This is a genomic window from Ureibacillus yapensis (genome assembly GCF_003515775.1).
Classification (GTDB): Bacteria; Bacillota; Bacilli; order Bacillales_A; family Planococcaceae; genus Ureibacillus; species Ureibacillus yapensis.
Genome location: NZ_QWEI01000001.1, coordinates 860,687 through 877,528, shown reverse-complemented (window position 1 = coordinate 877,528; position 16,842 = coordinate 860,687). Strand labels below are relative to the sequence as shown.

The following is a 16,842-nucleotide window of genomic DNA, read 5'->3' as shown; positions in this document are numbered from 1 at the left end:
CATGAAAAATCACCCTAAGTAGTTTTCTAAACTATGAAAAAGGTTATAAAACCTATAACCGCCTTTTCACCCAATATGTACCTAGTTTCATCAAAAAGGGTGTGATAAGGTTTTAATAGACTACTAAGGAGTTGAAACAAATGAATAAACGTTACGCAGCCTATTTAGCCGCTCTGTCGGCAACCGCAGTGATTGCAATCCCGCTTGCCAGTGCGGAAACGATGAATTTCTCGGATTTGGATACCTCAAATGCCCATTATCCAGCGATTAAGCAGCTTGTTGACCGAGGCGTGCTGAACGGCTTTCCTGATGGAACTTTTAAACCTTCCCAATCATTGACTCGTGGACAAGCGGCTGTTATTTTGGCGAAAGCTTTAAATCTGGAAACATCCAACTATACAAAGCAAGTATTCAACGATGTCCCTTCCTCATCCCCATACTTTAAGCAAATCAATGCATTATATGCAAACAATATTATTGGTGGCTTCGACGATCAAAGCTTTAGGCCGGGCGACTCATTAACGAGAGCGCAAATGGCAATCATTCTTGTAAAGGCATATAATCTTCGGCTGCCGGAAGCGGTAACGCTGCCTTTTAGAGATGTTAGCATGACATCAGGTTATCAACATTATATCCAAGCTATTTACAATGCTGGAATTACAAAAGGGACTACTGCTAACACATTTTCACCGAATGCGCCCGTGTTGCGTGGACAAATGGCCTCTTTTGTGGTGAGAGCGGAAGCATATGAACCTGGTCAAACGCCTAAGCAAGTAAAAACAGAATACAGCAGCAGTTTTGAGATGGAAGTGGTAGAATATACGAATAGTCAAAGAAAAAAATATGGACTGAGCCCACTGAAAGTTCATGAAGAAGTTATGAATTCTGCCCAAATAAAATCAGATGATATGTCGAAGAATAATTACTTTGAGCACAAAAGTCCAACTTACGGAAGTCCGTTTGATTTGATGAATAGTTTGGGCATTTCCTATCAAGCGGCTGGTGAAAATATCGCCATGGGCCAAACGACGCCTAAAGAGGTCGTTCAGGCATGGATGGACTCAGAAGGACATCGTGCAAATATATTAAACCCGGCCTATACGCATATCGGTGTGGGCTATGCAGCGGAAGGAAACTACTGGACACAACATTTCATCCGGCCTTAATCCACGAAAAAAGCCTGAATCTCCAAGCTCCGTCTGAAGATTCAGGCTTTTTATATTAAAGAAACGTTTTAAGTGCCGTCAAAAACTTGTAGAAGAAGTATCCCGCAAAACCGATTAAAATAAACCCGGCAACAATCGATGCCCATTTAATCATTGTTTGATTCATGACTTTCCGTGTCAAGGCGACAATGGAAAGAAGCCCAACATCATGCACTAGAATGCCGGCTAAAATCCCCGCGGCAACAATTAAAAACTTGGCAGGTTGTTCGATATCATAGGAATCAGTTAGAACTGCTCCGAAAACGGATATCCAAAACACCAGATTTCCTGGCGAAAATGCGACAAGCAAACCATTTCGGTAGGAGCTGAGAAAGGATTTGTTGACAGGCTCGCCAGCAAGTTGAATATCCTGGTTTGCGTTTTTAATCGAATCAAAACCTAAAAAGGCCAGGAAACAAGCACCAATCAGCCACATCGGTATTTGAATATAAGGTAAAGAAAGAATGGATGCCAACCCCAAATAGAGCGCCATTATCAATAAGAGATCGACCGTCATTCCACCCAATCCGACAGCCCAGCCATGCAAAAAACCCTTTTTTAAACCTTGCTTCATCATTTCGACACTGATTGCCCCCACAGGCATGGCAATTGAAAGACCAGCTAAAAGATAGGTAAAGAATAAACTCAAAAAAACACTTCTTTCAAATGTGATTGCTTCATACGTCCGTTTAAATTTTAGTTTAGCATAATAATACACCATGCTGATTAATGATTCATAAAAAGTATATGCTTCAAGAACCATTAATATGGGAAGCATTGAATGCAAAGCTATACAAACTTTTGAAATAAAGTATAATAGAGACTAACAATAGAAACATAAAGGTCTTTTTGCAAACTATTTTGCTAAAAAGAGTAAAAGGGAAGCCAGTGAAAGACCGGCGCTGTCCCGCAACTGTAAATGGGAGTGAATCATAGAGCCACTATTGCGTACTTTGTAATGGGAAGGATGATTTCACGAAGAACATAAGCCAGGAGACCTGCCTTTATGCAGAAGATTCTAACCTTACGAGGAATAAGGGGAGGGCTAATGATCGCTATATTTTTAGATTGTTGAAGTCTCTCGCTCATGCCGGGAGACTTTTTATTTTGGAAAAATATTAATCCTTATGTAAGTGGACTAGGAAAATCGGGAGCAGAAAGAAATGACAAAGTATATTAAAAAACAATTAATAGCAAAAGATAGACGCGAGGAAACAAGTGAAAAAGAAAATAATGCTTGCTTATAGTTCCTCTCTTGTAATTTTAATGATCAGCATTTGGCTGGGCGTATCAATTGGTACCGCCGATGTCCCTTTTTCAACCTTGTGGGATCAAGAAACCAATCCAGGTGCTTATAACATTTTATGGAGTATTCGCATGCCCCGAGTCATTTTGGCCGGTTTGGTAGGCGCATCTTTAGCTATCGCGGGTGCGGCTTTTCAGGGATTGCTTAAAAACCCGCTGGCTGACCCATATACGCTGGGCGTCTCTTCCGGTGCCTCGCTTGGAGCGGTGGCGACCATTTTCTTTACCTTTTCCATTCCTCTAATCGGGACATATACGTTGCCGCTATTTGGAATGACGGGTGCATTTATCACAATGATTCTTGTTCTAAGCTTTGCACGCCTCATCGATCGGTCGATGAAAATGGAAACACTCATCCTGACGGGGGTCATTTTCAGTTCTTTCTTGGGGTCTTGCATTTCTTTGATGATTGCGCTCAGCAATAATCAGTTAAGAGAAATCATGAGCTGGCTTTTGGGGAGTGTTTCCATGCGCGGCTGGCCGTATGTTCAAATGATTCTGCCATTTGTACTCATTGGATTCACCATCCTATGGTTTAATCGACGCGAATTAAATGCCATGATGTATGGCGATGAACGTGCCCAATCGTTGGGAGTGAATGTGAAGAGGCGAAAGTATGCGCTTTTGGCCGGTGGTTCCATGCTTACCGGCGCGGCGGTGGCTGTTTCGGGGGCAATTGGGTTTGTCGGGCTGGTCGTTCCCCATATGACAAGGATGCTTTGGGGAACTGATCATCGGCACCTGTTAACTTTATCGTTTATCAATGGAGCCAGTTTACTCATCATCTGCGATTTGGTGTCGCGCACCATCATTTCGCCGGCTGAATTGCCGATTGGGGTTATTACGGCCTTTATCGGGGCGCCCGTTTTTTCATATATCTTCTTTAAACAACGCAGAGCTAGGAGGTGAGGAAATGCTTGAAGTACATAATTTGTCGGGTAGTTATGGATCAAAAAACATCTTCTCCGATATTTCATTCAAGGTGGAAAAAGGAAAGATTTTGGGGATTCTTGGTCCAAATGGTTGCGGAAAATCCACCTTATTAAAAGTAATCAGCGGCATTATGCCGCCTTCTGGGGGAAAGGTAATTATCGATGGAGCCGATTTAAACGAATATTCTCCTCGCCAGCTGGCAAAAAAGATGACGATTTTACCGCAATTGAGTGCCTCGTCATTTTCGAATACGGTTCGCGAAACCGTATCGATTGGCCGCTATCCGCATCAATCGGGTTTTTTCTCTAGTTGGCAAGAAGAAGATGAAAAAGCCGTAAAAAAAGCAATGCGGCAAACCGGCGTGGAAAAATATGAAGAACATACTATCGATCATTTATCCGGTGGCGAACAGCAAAGAGTTTTTATTGCACAGGCTTTGGCTCAAGCTTCCAATCTCCTTTTGCTGGATGAGCCAACAAATCACCTAGATATTGCCCATCAAAAGCAAATTTTGGATATGATTCGAAAAGAAGTTATGCAAAACGGTTTAACCGTGGTTTCTGTATTTCATGATATCAATCTCGCTGCATTATATTGCGACGAATTGCTGTTAATGGAAAATGGAAGAGTGAAGGCATTCGGGGCTCCTCACGAAGTTTTGCTAACCGAACAGATTATGGATGTTTATCATGCGCGCATTTCATTGCAGGCGCATCCGGAACAGCCAAAACCCCAAATGACCATCTTGCCGGATTTGCAAGAACAACAGGAAAAAATGATTACAGACAACTCTTTTAGCATACAACAAGAGTATGTAGCGTTTCGTTCCGCTTTTCCCTTGAGAGTGCTATCGTCGGCTGTTCATAATGCAGGGCTTGGTTGGTATTCGACCTTCATCAATCGGACGGTGGAACCGCAATATGATATTGAAAATGTAAAGGAAGAGTTTTGGCAATATATAATCGAACAAGGCTTTTCCCCAACAAACACCATTGGGATGATGACGGCCGTTGATACGGGAAACGCTGTGCTGAAAAAATACGAGACGGACTTTGGGGAAGTTTTCGTTGTCGTTACGGCTGGAGTCGGCAGTGCCGTTGATGTATCGCAAAGTTATAAGCGCAAAAATGTGTTTAAGGTCGGAACCATTAATACATGGGTCGTAATCAATGGAAAACTATCGGATGAAGCTTTTGTGCAGGCCATGATGACGGCAACGGAGGCAAAGTCAAAGGCACTCGCCCATGAAGAAGTGATTGATCGCATTTCGAATACAATCGCAACGGGTACACCGACAGATAGTTTGTTGATCGCAGCAACACAGCAAGGGCAATATTTCCAATATGGCGGCCCGATTACGGAAGTCGGGCAAATCATAGGCAGGGGCGTTTTTGAAGCAACCGTGGAAGCAATCCAAATATATAAAAAAGGGGATTCTTAAAATGAAACTTTACACAAAAACAGGGGATCAAGGCAAAACAAGTTTAATGGGTGGCCGTGTTCGTAAGGACGATTTAAGAGTAGAGGCATATGGCACGATTGATGAGTTGAACTCATTTGTTGGCAAGGCGATCACTGAACTGGATTCAACGGTATTTCAAGATATGCTGCAAGACCTTGAAACCATCCAGCACGAGCTGTTTGATTGCGGCGGTGATTTGGCAAATGTCATGAAGGAGCGTCGCTATAAACTGCAAGAAAGCTCGATTGAGGCATTGGAAAAAAGAATCGATGTCCTTTCGGAGGAAGCGCCCCCTTTAAAAAGATTTATCCTGCCGGGCGGAACACCTGCTGCAGCAACCCTCCATATCGCACGTACAGTGACACGCCGAGCGGAACGCCGAGTTGTCACATTAACAAACGAAGTGGAGGATGTTCCGGTTATTGTCCAAAAATATTTGAATCGACTATCCGATTATTTCTTTGCAGCAGCACGAGTAGTAAATTTCCGTTTGCAAGTAAAGGATGTAGAGTATATTCGCAGCGGGGATGTTTTTAAATAAGTACACAAAAGGAGAGCTAAATTATATTTGGCTGCTCCTCTTTTTTTTGTCTTACTGCAATTATTTGCGGTTTTTTCCGAGAAAAAAGAATAATGATTGTCGAAGAAATAAACAAAAAGGCAGCGTATAATAAACTGTGGATTCAATTGTCCGATTTTTATAAATTTTCCAACAATAGGTTGACTGAATAATCATTCATATTTTACACTAGAATCATAAATTGGAACCTATTAACTATTCAGCACTGTAAATTCAAAGGGGAAAAAGGGATAAGGGGGAGAAGGAATGAATGGTTTGCTGATCGCGAACTGGGTGCTATTCATCGCGGTGGTATTGTACGCATTGGGCCTATTTTTTTATTTATTAAAAACCCGCTATGATTTTATTAAACTCGGAAGAAAAGAAGATTTCGACCTAAAGCTGAAAGAACGCATCGAAGATTTAGCAGAAAAAGTTTTTGGACAATCCAAGCTTTTGAAAGATAAAAAAATGGGCTTGGTGCACGTAGCCTTTTTCTATGGCTTTTTATTAGTGCAATTAGGGGCGATTGATTTGATTTGGAAAGGACTAGCCCCGGATTCCCACTTGCCGCTTGGCGGGTTATACCCGGTTTTCACTTTTACACAAGAAATCATTGTGTTAGTTATCTTGGTCGCAGTTGCCGTTGCATTTTACCGACGTTACATGGAAAAGCTTGCACGACTGAAACGCGGCTTCAAAAATGGTCTTGTTTATTTATTTTTAGGGGTTCTGATGTTTGCCACTTTGATTGCCAATGGAATGGCGCTCATTTGGCATCAGCATGAATTAACGTTGGCCGAGCCGGTAGCATCAAGCATTGCCTGGGCCTTCCAATGGATGCCGCCAACTGCAGCGGCGGTTGTGTTCTTTGTAATGTGGTGGGCACACTTAGCTGCATTGCTGGCATTCCTTGTCTATATTCCACAAGGGAAGCACTTCCACTTGATCACAGGAACTTTAAATGCTGTCGTGAATAGACAAGATCGTATTGGCACGCTTCGCCCAATCGACTTCGCAGCGATGGAAGAGGCGGAAGACGAGGACGAGATGCCGGTACTTGGCGTTGGGAAAATAACCGATTTTACGCAAAAGCAAATGCTTGATTTATATGCCTGCGTGGAATGCGGACGCTGTACCAATATGTGTCCTGCGACAGGAACGGGGAAAATGCTTTCACCGATGGATTTGATCGTGAAATTACGCGACCATCTCACATTGACAGGGTCAGTTGCAACAAAACAAAAGCCTTGGGTACCGTATTCATTTTTCAAAAATACGCAGGGCAATCAATTGGCAATGGCTGCCGGCGCTGAAGGTGCGGTGATTGAAGATATTTATAGTCCGTCATTGATTGGCGACGTGATTACCGAAGAGGAAATCTGGGCTTGTACAACTTGCCGCAACTGTGAAGATCAATGTCCGGTAATGAATGAGCATGTGGATAAAATCATTGACTTGCGCCGTTATTTAACGATGACGGAGGGAAAAGTAAATTCGGATGCACAGCGCGCGATGAACAACATCGAACGGCAGGGCAATCCTTGGGGGCTGAATCGAAAAGAAAAAGAGAACTGGCGCGACCTTGACCCGCAAGTGAACATCCCGACAGTCAAAGAAGCAAAAAAATCCGGTGAAGGTTTCGAGTATTTATTCTGGGTTGGGTCCATGGGGTCATTTGATAGCCGTTCCCAAAAAATCGCTTTATCCTTTGCTCGTTTAATGAATGAAGCGGGCGTGAAATTTGCCATTTTAGGCAACAAGGAAAAAAATTCAGGCGATACGCCGCGCCGTTTGGGGAATGAGTTTTTATTCCAGGAACTGGCGACAGCCAATATCGAAGAATTCGAGAAAAATGAAGTGAAGAAAATCGTCACGATCGACCCTCATGCATACAATATCTTTAAAAATGAATATAAAGATTTTGGTTGGGAAGGCGAGGTAGTTCACCATACGGAACTGCTTTTTGACTTAATCAACCAAGGAAAGCTAACGCTGAACTATCGCGTGGATGAAACAATCGTGTTCCATGACTCTTGCTATTTAGGTCGATACAATGATGTCTACGATGCACCTCGTGAAATTCTGAAAGCAATCCCTGGCGTCAACCTTGTGGAAATGGAGCGCAACCGGGAAGAAGCCATGTGCTGCGGCGCTGGCGGCGGTTTGATGTGGATGGAAGAGCATGTGGGCAATCGCATAAATGTCGCTCGTACGGAACAAGCGTTGGCAACAAGTGCATCGATAATTTCGTCAGGCTGTCCATTCTGTTTAACCATGCTTTCGGATGGCACAAAAGCAAAAGAAGTCGAGGATACGGTAAGTACATTTGATATTGCCGAGCTGCTGGAACGCTCTGTTTTCGGAGAGAAGACTGCAATTGCAGTTGAGGAAGAAGAGGAAACAGCTCCTGCCGCGACAGCTGCAATCGTAGAGTAGTTATTTGAATGAAATGAAAATGACGTTTTTTGGTCAAATATTGAGACGTGAAAGAGAATAAATTTAAATTTTTGAAAAATCAAAATTGATTATCAGTTTAGTATTTTATAAAATGATAGTGAAAGTTGAAAAAGGGAGTTCTAATTGGCTCTCTTTTTTATTAAACATATGTCGAGCGAGCGTTCAGTCAATGGGGAAATCAAACAAAGGGGATGAAAATATGAATAGAACAGTCATTTTAGAAGGGGCAAGAACACCGTTTGGAAAGTTTGGGGGAGGTCTTTCAACATTATCGGCAAGCGATCTGGGGGGAAATGCCATTAAAGAGGCATTAAGAAGAGCCGAAATTCAACCGCAAGACGTAAATGAAGTAATCATGGGAACTGTTCTTCAAGCAGGGCAGGGACAGATTCCATCGCGTCAAGCGGCAACAAAAGCCGGCATTCCTTACTCAGTAAAAACAGAAACAATCAACAAAGTTTGTGCCTCCGGTATGAGAAGCGTGACGTTGGCAGACCAATTGATCCGTCTGGGAGATGAGGAAGTAATCGTTGCAGGCGGAATGGAATCGATGTCGAATGCACCTTATTATCTGCCAAATGGTCGATGGGGACTTCGTATGGGTGATGCAAAGTTAATCGATGGAATGGTTTACGATGGCCTTTCCTGTGCTTTTCATCCGCAAAATGTCCATATGGGGACTTACGGCAACGAAACGGCCAATACGTTTAATCTTACAAGAGAAGCACAAGATGAATGGTCAGTAAGAAGCCATCAATTAGCCTATAGAGCGATAGAAGAAGGAAAATTCGCTGAAGAAATCACCGCTATTGAAATAAAAGGACGTAAAGGGGAAGTTTCCACGGTTTCGCAAGATGAAGCACCACGCAAAAATACATCACTGGAAGCGTTATCAAAACTAAAGCCGGCCTTTGATGCCGAGGGAACAATCACGGCTGGAAATGCGCCTGGAGTGAATGATGGCGCTTGTGCACTCGTTTTGATGAATGAAGAAAAAGCAAAGAGAGAAGGCCGCCGTCCGCTTGCCACTATTTTGGGGCATGCAGAAGTAGGCGTTGAGCCAAAGGATTTCCCGCAAACGCCCGGAATTGTCATCAAGGAATTGCTGAACAAGACTCAAAGATCGATAGAGGACATCGACTTGATTGAAATCAATGAAGCATTCGCTGCAGTTGCTCTGGTAAGCAGTCAAATTGCAGGCTTGGATGCAGAAAAAGTCAATGTAAATGGCGGAGCGGTCGCATTGGGTCACCCAATTGGGGCATCGGGAGCGCGCATTATCCTCACATTGTCATACGAATTAAGAAGACGAGGCGGCGGGATTGGCATCGCAGCGATTTGTTCCGGTGGCGGCCAAGGGGATGCCATCATGATTGAAGTGCCAAAAAATTAGTGTGTACCACATACCTTAGGGGGATGAAAGGGATGGCCATTCAAAAAGTAATGATTGTCGGTGCCGGACAAATGGGATCGGGAATCGCGCAAGTTTGTGCACAAGCCGGCTTTGATGTAAAGCTGAACGATATGCAGGAGGAATTTTTCCAACGGGGAATCGGCGTGATCACTAAAAACCTCCAAAGAGATGTGGAGAAAGGCAGAAAGTCAGAGGCGGAAAAAGAAGAGATTTTACAGAGAATCTCAATGTCACTGGATTTAAAAGATGCAACGGATGCAGATCTCGTCATTGAGGCAGCAACCGAAAACATGGACATTAAGCAGTCGATTTTCAAAGAGCTTGATCGGATTGCACCAAGTCATGCTATCCTGGCCACAAATACATCCTCGCTTCCAATCACTGAAATTGCAGCTGTCACAAAACGGCCGGAAAAAGTGATTGGCATGCATTTCATGAATCCTGTGCCGGTCATGAAACTGGTAGAAATCATTCGGGGACTTGCGACAACCGATGAAGTGTATGAAACGGTGGAAAACATGACGCACAAACTGTCCAAAACACCGGTTGAAGTAAATGATTTTCCCGGTTTTATTTCAAACCGCATCTTGCTGCCGATGATCAATGAGGCTATTTATGCCTTGTATGAAGGGGTTGCGTCAAAAGAAGCGATCGACGATGTTATGAAGCTTGGTATGAACCATCCAATGGGTCCCTTGACGCTTGCAGATTTCATTGGACTGGATACTTGCCTTTCTATCATGGAAATTTTGCATGATGGATTGGGAGATAGTAAGTATCGCCCGTGTCCACTGCTACGCAAATACGTTGCAGCAGGCTGGCTGGGAAGAAAAACGGGCCGTGGTTTCTACATCTACGAAGAATAGGGGGCTTTTCATGAACCTGGCATTTACGGAAGAGCAAGTGATGATGCGGGAGATGGTCCGTCAATTTGCCGAAAAAGAAATCACGCCGTTCATCGAAAAGATGGAACAAGGAGAATTTCCCCGTGAAATCCTTAAAAAGATGGGCGAACTTGGGCTCATGGGGATTACGGTGCCGGAAAATTACGGCGGCGCGGGGATGGATTTTACTACCTATATCCTGGCAATCAATGAAATCTCAAAAATCAGTGCTGTGGTTGGCGTTATTCTATCGGTTCATACTTCTGTTGGAACAAATCCGATCCTGTATTTCGGGTCGGAAGAACAAAAGAAAAAGTATGTAACGAAACTAGCTAGCGGAGAATATTTGGGGGCTTTTTGCCTGACGGAGCCCGAAGCCGGTTCGGATGCATCGGCCTTGAAAACGAAAGCGGTGAAACAAGGTGAAAGCTATATTCTGAATGGTTCCAAGGTGTTTATCACAAATGGGGGAGAGGCGGATGTTTATCTTATATTCGCTTCAACCAATCCCGAAAAGAAATCGCGTGGAATTTCGGCTTTTATCGTTGAGAAAGACACACCTGGTTTAATCGTCGGGAAGAATGAGCAGAAGATGGGGCTTCATGGTTCAAAAACGGTGCAGCTAACCTTTGAAAATATGAAAATTCCCGCGAAAAATAGGTTGGGCGCCGAAAATGAAGGCTACAAAATTGCGATGGCCAACTTGAACGCCGGTCGAATTGGCATTGCTGCACAAAGCTTGGGGATTGCAGAAGCGGCATTAGGGGCTGCAGCAAATTATGCAAAGCAAAGAATTCAATTTGGAAAACCGATTGTCGAAAATCAGGGAATCGGTTTTAAATTGGCGGATATGGCGACCAGAGTAGAAGCAGCCAGATTACTGGTTTATCGCGCTGCAAATCTTCAGGGGCTTGGCTTGCCTTGCAATAAAGAAGCGTCTATGGCCAAACTATTCGCTTCAAAAACAGCCGTTGCAGTGACAACGGATGCGATTCAAGTTTTCGGCGGCTATGGTTATACAAAGGACTATCCAGTTGAGCGGTATTTCAGGGATGCGAAAGTAACGGAAATTTATGAGGGCACCAGTGAAATCCAAAAGATTATCATAGGTGCCAAGTAAATGTGTTGTTCTAGTTGAATGTGAAACGAGAAGGGGATGGGGAAATGAACTTTCAATTATCAGAAGAGCATCAACAGCTGCGCGAGATGATTCGGGAGTTTGCGCTAAACGAAGTGGCTCCGACAGCGGCTGAACGTGATGAAGAAGAACGCTTCGACCGAGGCATATGGGAGAAGATGGCCGAACTTGGGTTAACGGGCATTCCGTGGTCGGAAGAGTATGGTGGAGCCGGTTTTGATTATGTTGCCTATGCCATCGCGGTTGAAGAATTATCGCGCGTTTGTGCTTCCACGGGTGTAACACTTTCTGCGCATACTTCTCTGGCAGGCTGGCCGATTTACCAGTTTGGTACGGAAGAGCAAAAACAAAAATATCTTCGACCGATGGCAGAAGGCAAAAAAATCGGCGCTTACTGCCTGACGGAGGCGGGTTCTGGAAGCGATGCAGGCGGAATGAAAACAACCGCGAAACGAGAAGGCGACGAGTACGTTTTAAATGGCTCGAAAATTTTCATCACCAATGGGGGAATTGCGGATATTTATATCGTCTTTGCAGTAACCGATCCACAGTCAAAGCATAAAGGAACAAGTGCTTTTATCGTGGAATCCAATTACCCAGGCTTCGGTGTCGGCAAAAAAGAAAAGAAAATGGGCATCCGTTCATCGCCAACGACAGAAATTATCTTCGACCAATGCCGTGTTCCGAAAGAAAATATGCTTGGGAATGAAGGAGAAGGTTTTATCGTTGCGATGAAAACATTGGATGGCGGCAGAAACGGAATTGCCGCGCAGGCTGTGGGAATTGCTCAAGGGGCACTGGATGCGGCAACAGAGTATGCAAAAGAACGGATTCAATTCGGTAAACCGATTGTTGCAAATCAAGGCATCTCTTTTAAGCTGGCAGATATGGCAACCGCAGTAGAGGCTTCCAGATTGTTGACCTACCAGGCAGCGTGGCTGGAGTCGAACAACCTGCCATACGGCAAAGCTTCCGCCATGGCGAAACTCATGGCAGGGGATACGGCGATGTCTGTGACAACGGATGCAGTTCAAGTATTCGGCGGCTACGGCTATACAAAAGACTATCCGGTGGAGCGTTATATGCGTGACGCCAAAATTACGCAAATCTACGAAGGAACGCAAGAGATTCAGCGTCTTGTCATCTCTCGTATGCTGACGAAGTAACATGGCTGGAGAAAATGAAAAAATATTAGTCAAGACCTCCGTGAAAGATGAAAGTTTAATCGAAATCCGAAGAAAACAAATTGTCGAAGGTGCACTGAAATTATTTAAAGAGAAAGGCTTTCACCGGGCAACAACGAGAGAAATAGCGAAGGCGGCCGGTTTCAGCATCGGCACTTTGTATGAATATATTCGTACAAAAGAAGATGTCCTCTATTTGGTGTGCGACAATATTTATGCTGGAGTGATGCAGCAGCTTTCTCACATCTCCACGAGCTCTGGCACAATTGAAGAACTGCAAGAGGCGATCCGGCAATATTTTTTGATCATTGATCGGATGGTAGACGAATTTACGATCATGTATCAAGAAACTAAATCTTTGCCCAAAAATCTGCAAAGCTATGTATTGAATAAAGAGTTCGAGATGGTTGCGATTTTTGAAGAGATCTTAAAAGCATGTGTCCAATCTGGAAGTTTAAAAGTGTCGGATCACGAAATTTATCTAGCGGCAAATTTGATTGTAGTACAGGGGCAAGCGTGGGCGTTCCGCAAGTGGGCTCTTCAAAAGCGTTTTACCATTCAGGAGTACACAAACGCGCAAATAAAAATGTGCCTGTCCGGGATTTTAAAAGAGAAATGATCACACCGCCAAAAGCATACGTGGGCACGTTGTGAAAAAGCGGTGTTTTTTTGTTGGAGCGAAGATTGCATTAAGGAATGCACTTTATTATTTACGTTCTTGAAAGGGGAAGTGAAAAATGGTCAATGTGAAGCAAGTGGGTGAAATAGACCAAAAAGGTGTTTATCGGCCGCATCATCATGTGCGATTTGTAACCGCTTCGAGTTTATTTGACGGCCATGATGTGTCCATTAATATTATGAGACGCATTTTACAGGCCAGTGGGGCGGAAGTGATTCACCTGGGACATAATCGTTCCGTAGAAGAAGTAGTCAATGCAGCGATTCAAGAGGATGCACAAGCAATTGCAATTTCGTCTTACCAGGGCGGGCATATGGAATATTTTAAATATATGCATGATCTTTTGCAGGAAAAAGGAGCTCCGCATATTAAGGTTTATGGCGGGGGCGGGGGCGTTATTTTGCCTAAGGAAATTCGGGAGCTGCATGAATATGGGATTGCTGGCATCTTCTCGCCTGAAGAGGGCATGAAGCTCGGTCTGCAAGGTATGATTAACAAACAATTGGAAGGGGCCGATTTTTCAACGAGAAAAGGAAATCTAGTCGAACTGTTGGAGAAACTTTCAACAGAAACGCCCGAAGTCTTGGCAAACTTGATTACGGCAGCGGAAATTGGAAAAGATGATGAAACAATCAAGCTTTTGAATGAAGCAAAGAAGAAGTCAAAGAAAACACCTGTATTAGGAGTAACAGGAACTGGGGGAGCGGGTAAATCGTCTTTGACGGATGAACTCATTCGCCGATTTTTGCGTGAATTTCCCGATAAAAAATTGGCTATTCTTTCGGTGGATCCAACAAAGCAAAAAACAGGCGGTGCTTTGTTGGGCGACCGGATTCGCATGAATGCCATTTTCGATAAACGGGTTTACATGCGCAGCCTTGCCACACGAGGTTCCAGGACGGAACTTTCGGCTTCAATCGGCGATGTGCTGGATATCGTGAAAGCTGCTGGTTTTGACTTAATCATTGTTGAAACAAGCGGGATCGGCCAAGGCGATGCCGAAATTACGAAATACACCGACGTGAGCATGTATGTGATGACGAGTGAGTTCGGAGCGCCATCGCAGCTGGAAAAAATCGATATGATTGATTATGCGGATTTAATCGCCATCAATAAATTTGAACGGAAAGGTTCGGAAGACGCCCTTCGGCAAGTACAAAAACAATATCAGCGTTCCCATGAATTATGGTCGGAGGACTTGGACAAAATGCCCATCTACGGAACAATTGCAAGCCAGTTCAATGATAAGGGGACAAACGCCTTATTTGCGGCACTGGTAAAGGTGATCAATGAAAAGTGCGGCTATGATTGGAAAACTTCCTATGAACTTTTTGCAAAAACACAAAAACAGGATATTATCATTCCAAATAATCGGCGATATTATTTAAGAGAAATTGTGGAAGCCGTTCGCAACTATCATAAAAACGCAGCACATCAAGTGGAGCTTGCCCGAAAACTTTTCCAGCTTGAAGGCACGATTGAGCAAGTCCGGGAAAACGCATCAAATGATGTGTTAATCTCCGCGCTTCAGTCTTTGGCAGATGCAGTAAAAGAAGAACTATCACCAGAGTCAAAACGCATTCTACAAAATTGGGAGAAGCTTAAAGAATCTTATTCCGGTGATCAATTGATCACTAAAGTAAGAGATAGAGAAATCAGGACAGTGCTGAAAACTGCTTCATTATCCGGCACGAAAATTCCCAAAATTGCATTGCCAAAGTTCAAAGATTATGGTGAAATCCTGCGATGGGTTTATCAAGAAAATGTTCCGGGCGAATTCCCCTATACAGCAGGCGTTTTCCCGTTTAAAAGGGAAGGGGAAGACCCGAAACGTCAATTTGCCGGAGAGGGCACGCCTGAACGTACCAATAAACGGTTTCATTACTTATCAAAAGATGATGATGCAAAACGACTATCCACGGCGTTTGATTCGGTAACATTGTATGGAGAGGATCCGGATTACCGCCCGGATATTTACGGAAAAGTCGGAGAGTCCGGCGTGAATGTCTGTACATTGGACGATATGAAGAAGTTGTATGCAGGTTTTGATTTGTGTGCGCCTTCTACGTCCGTTTCCATGACCATCAACGGTCCTGCACCAATAATTCTGGCCATGTTCATGAATACGGCGATTGACCAGCAGGTTCGAAAAAAAGAAGAAGAATTGGGGCGACGTTTAACAGTCGAGGAATTTGCGGATGTGCGCGGAAAAACCTTGCAAGTTGTGCGCGGGACGGTACAAGCCGATATCCTAAAAGAAGATCAAGGGCAAAATACTTGTATTTTTTCTACCGAATTCGCTTTAAGGATGATGGGCGATATTCAGGCCTACTTTATTGACCATAAAGTACGGAATTATTATTCTGTTTCCATTTCCGGCTATCATATTGCAGAAGCCGGAGCGAACCCTATTTCACAATTAGCGTTTACATTAGCAAATGGTTTTACGTATGTGGAGTATTATTTAAGCCGCGGAATGAAGATTGATGATTTCGCACCGAACCTTTCATTTTTCTTCTCCAATGGCCTTGATCCCGAATATACGGTAATCGGCCGTGTGGCACGCCGCATTTGGGCCATTGTGATGCGCGATTTGTATGGCGCCAATGAACGGTCCCAAAAATTAAAGTATCATGTTCAAACATCCGGACGTTCCTTGCATGCCCAGGAAATTGACTTTAATGATATCCGGACAACATTGCAGGCGCTGATGGCCTTGCAGGATAACTGCAATTCGCTTCATACGAATGCCTATGATGAGGCGATCACAACGCCGACAGAAGAATCCGTTCGACGGGCAATGGCCATTCAAATGATTATTACAAAAGAACTTGGATTATCGAAAAATGAAAATCCGCTGCAAGGTGCATTCATTATAGAAGAATTGACGGATTTGGTGGAGAATGCAGTACTGGAAGAGTTTGAACGAATTAATGATCGGGGCGGCGTTTTGGGGGCGATGGAAACGCAATATCAGCGCGGCAAGATCCAGGAGGAGTCCATGCTGTATGAGCATCTGAAACATTCAGGCCAGTTGCCGATTGTTGGGGTAAATACTTATTTAAACCCGAATCCTCCATCGGCCGAAAGCATCAACAATATGGAAATAGCTCGTGCTTCCAAAGAAGAGAAGGAACTTCAAATTCGAAATTTGCATATTTTCCAAGATAAGCACCAGCCGGAATGTGAAGCATCCTTAACGAAATTGAAGGAAGCGGCACTTTCAGGCGGCAACATTTTTGAACAGCTGATGGAAACGGTCCAAGTAGCAAGCCTTGGCCAAATTACAAAAGCCTTGTACGAAGTAGGCGGACAATATCGAAGAAATATGTAATAGTTAGGCGCTTGCTTTTGTCTAATCAACAGCAAGCGCCCGTTTTTGAGGCAGTTCAAAAAAAAATTTATGTTAAAATTAGTAAAACGCTCACAATTTTGGCTATAATAGATGGGACAGAAGGGAAGGAATGCCGTTGTTTAAACAATATAGTCATTACATATTCATATTGGCCTGCCTGATTGCAACCTTCTTTTTTTACAACAAGCAATTGGGAGCTGTCCCACTATTGGCGTTGTCCTTTTTTTTCTTTTATTTAGGGTTTAAAGAAATCTATAACTTAAA

12 protein-coding genes and 1 riboswitch are annotated in these 16,842 nt (G+C 43.8%); of the genes, 11 read left to right on the top strand and 1 reads right to left on the bottom strand.

What is annotated here, in order from left to right; all coding sequences use genetic code 11:
- Nucleotides 1-140 precede the first annotated feature (140 nt).
- Nucleotides 141-1,166, top strand: coding sequence for an S-layer homology domain-containing protein (locus D1B33_RS04105; protein ID WP_118875048.1), 1,026 nt, complete (start codon nt 141-143; stop codon nt 1,164-1,166).
- A gap of 55 nt (nt 1,167-1,221) precedes the next feature.
- On the opposite strand, the gene D1B33_RS04100 is transcribed toward D1B33_RS04105, so the two are convergent.
- Nucleotides 1,222-1,854, bottom strand: a complete 633-nt coding sequence (locus tag D1B33_RS04100; RefSeq protein ID WP_118875216.1) for a LysE family transporter — start codon at nt 1,852-1,854, stop codon at nt 1,222-1,224.
- A 175-nt stretch (nt 1,855-2,029) separates the two neighbouring features.
- A riboswitch (cobalamin riboswitch) is annotated at nt 2,030-2,225 on the top strand.
- A 213-nt stretch (nt 2,226-2,438) separates the two neighbouring features.
- Here D1B33_RS04100 and D1B33_RS04095 point away from each other — a divergent pair.
- From D1B33_RS04095 to icmF, 10 genes are all read left to right on the top strand, one after another.
- Nucleotides 2,439-3,419: a FecCD family ABC transporter permease gene (locus D1B33_RS04095; RefSeq protein ID WP_118875047.1), complete on the top strand. Its 981-nt coding sequence runs from the start codon at nt 2,439-2,441 to the stop codon at nt 3,417-3,419.
- Nucleotides 3,420-3,423: 4 nt separating this feature from the next.
- A complete protein-coding gene (locus D1B33_RS04090) occupies nt 3,424-4,884 on the top strand; it encodes a heme ABC transporter ATP-binding protein (protein ID WP_118875046.1) in 1,461 nt (486 codons plus the stop codon).
- A 1-nt stretch (nt 4,885) separates the two neighbouring features.
- Nucleotides 4,886-5,446 carry a cob(I)yrinic acid a,c-diamide adenosyltransferase gene (locus D1B33_RS04085; RefSeq protein WP_118875045.1) on the top strand — a complete coding sequence of 187 codons (561 nt, stop codon included), beginning with the start codon at nt 4,886-4,888 and terminating at the stop codon, nt 5,444-5,446.
- Nucleotides 5,447-5,731: 285 nt separating this feature from the next.
- On the top strand, nt 5,732-7,903 hold the full coding sequence (locus D1B33_RS04080; RefSeq protein WP_118875044.1) for a (Fe-S)-binding protein: 2,172 nt from the start codon (nt 5,732-5,734) through the stop codon (nt 7,901-7,903).
- A 220-nt stretch (nt 7,904-8,123) separates the two neighbouring features.
- The gene (locus D1B33_RS04075; RefSeq protein ID WP_118875043.1) at nt 8,124-9,317 is read left to right on the top strand and encodes an acetyl-CoA C-acetyltransferase; all 1,194 of its coding nucleotides are present in this window, start codon (nt 8,124-8,126) and stop codon (nt 9,315-9,317) included.
- Between the two features lie 32 nt (nt 9,318-9,349).
- Entirely contained in the window at nt 9,350-10,204 is an 855-nt protein-coding gene (locus D1B33_RS04070; RefSeq protein WP_118875042.1) for a 3-hydroxybutyryl-CoA dehydrogenase, read from the top strand.
- 10 nt (nt 10,205-10,214) lie between these two features.
- Nucleotides 10,215-11,342 (top strand): acyl-CoA dehydrogenase, encoded by a 1,128-nt coding sequence (locus tag D1B33_RS04065; protein WP_118875041.1) that lies wholly within the window; start codon nt 10,215-10,217, stop codon nt 11,340-11,342.
- Nucleotides 11,343-11,386: 44 nt separating this feature from the next.
- Nucleotides 11,387-12,526 carry an acyl-CoA dehydrogenase gene (locus tag D1B33_RS04060; protein ID WP_118875040.1) on the top strand — a complete coding sequence of 380 codons (1,140 nt, stop codon included), beginning with the start codon at nt 11,387-11,389 and terminating at the stop codon, nt 12,524-12,526.
- Nucleotide 12,527: 1 nt separating this feature from the next.
- Nucleotides 12,528-13,163, top strand: coding sequence for a TetR/AcrR family transcriptional regulator (locus D1B33_RS04055; protein ID WP_118875039.1), 636 nt, complete (start codon nt 12,528-12,530; stop codon nt 13,161-13,163).
- A gap of 118 nt (nt 13,164-13,281) precedes the next feature.
- Complete coding sequence (icmF, locus tag D1B33_RS04050; protein ID WP_118875038.1) at nt 13,282-16,557, top strand: fused isobutyryl-CoA mutase/GTPase IcmF; 3,276 nt, start codon at nt 13,282-13,284, stop codon at nt 16,555-16,557.
- Nucleotides 16,558-16,842: the final 285 nt, after the last annotated feature.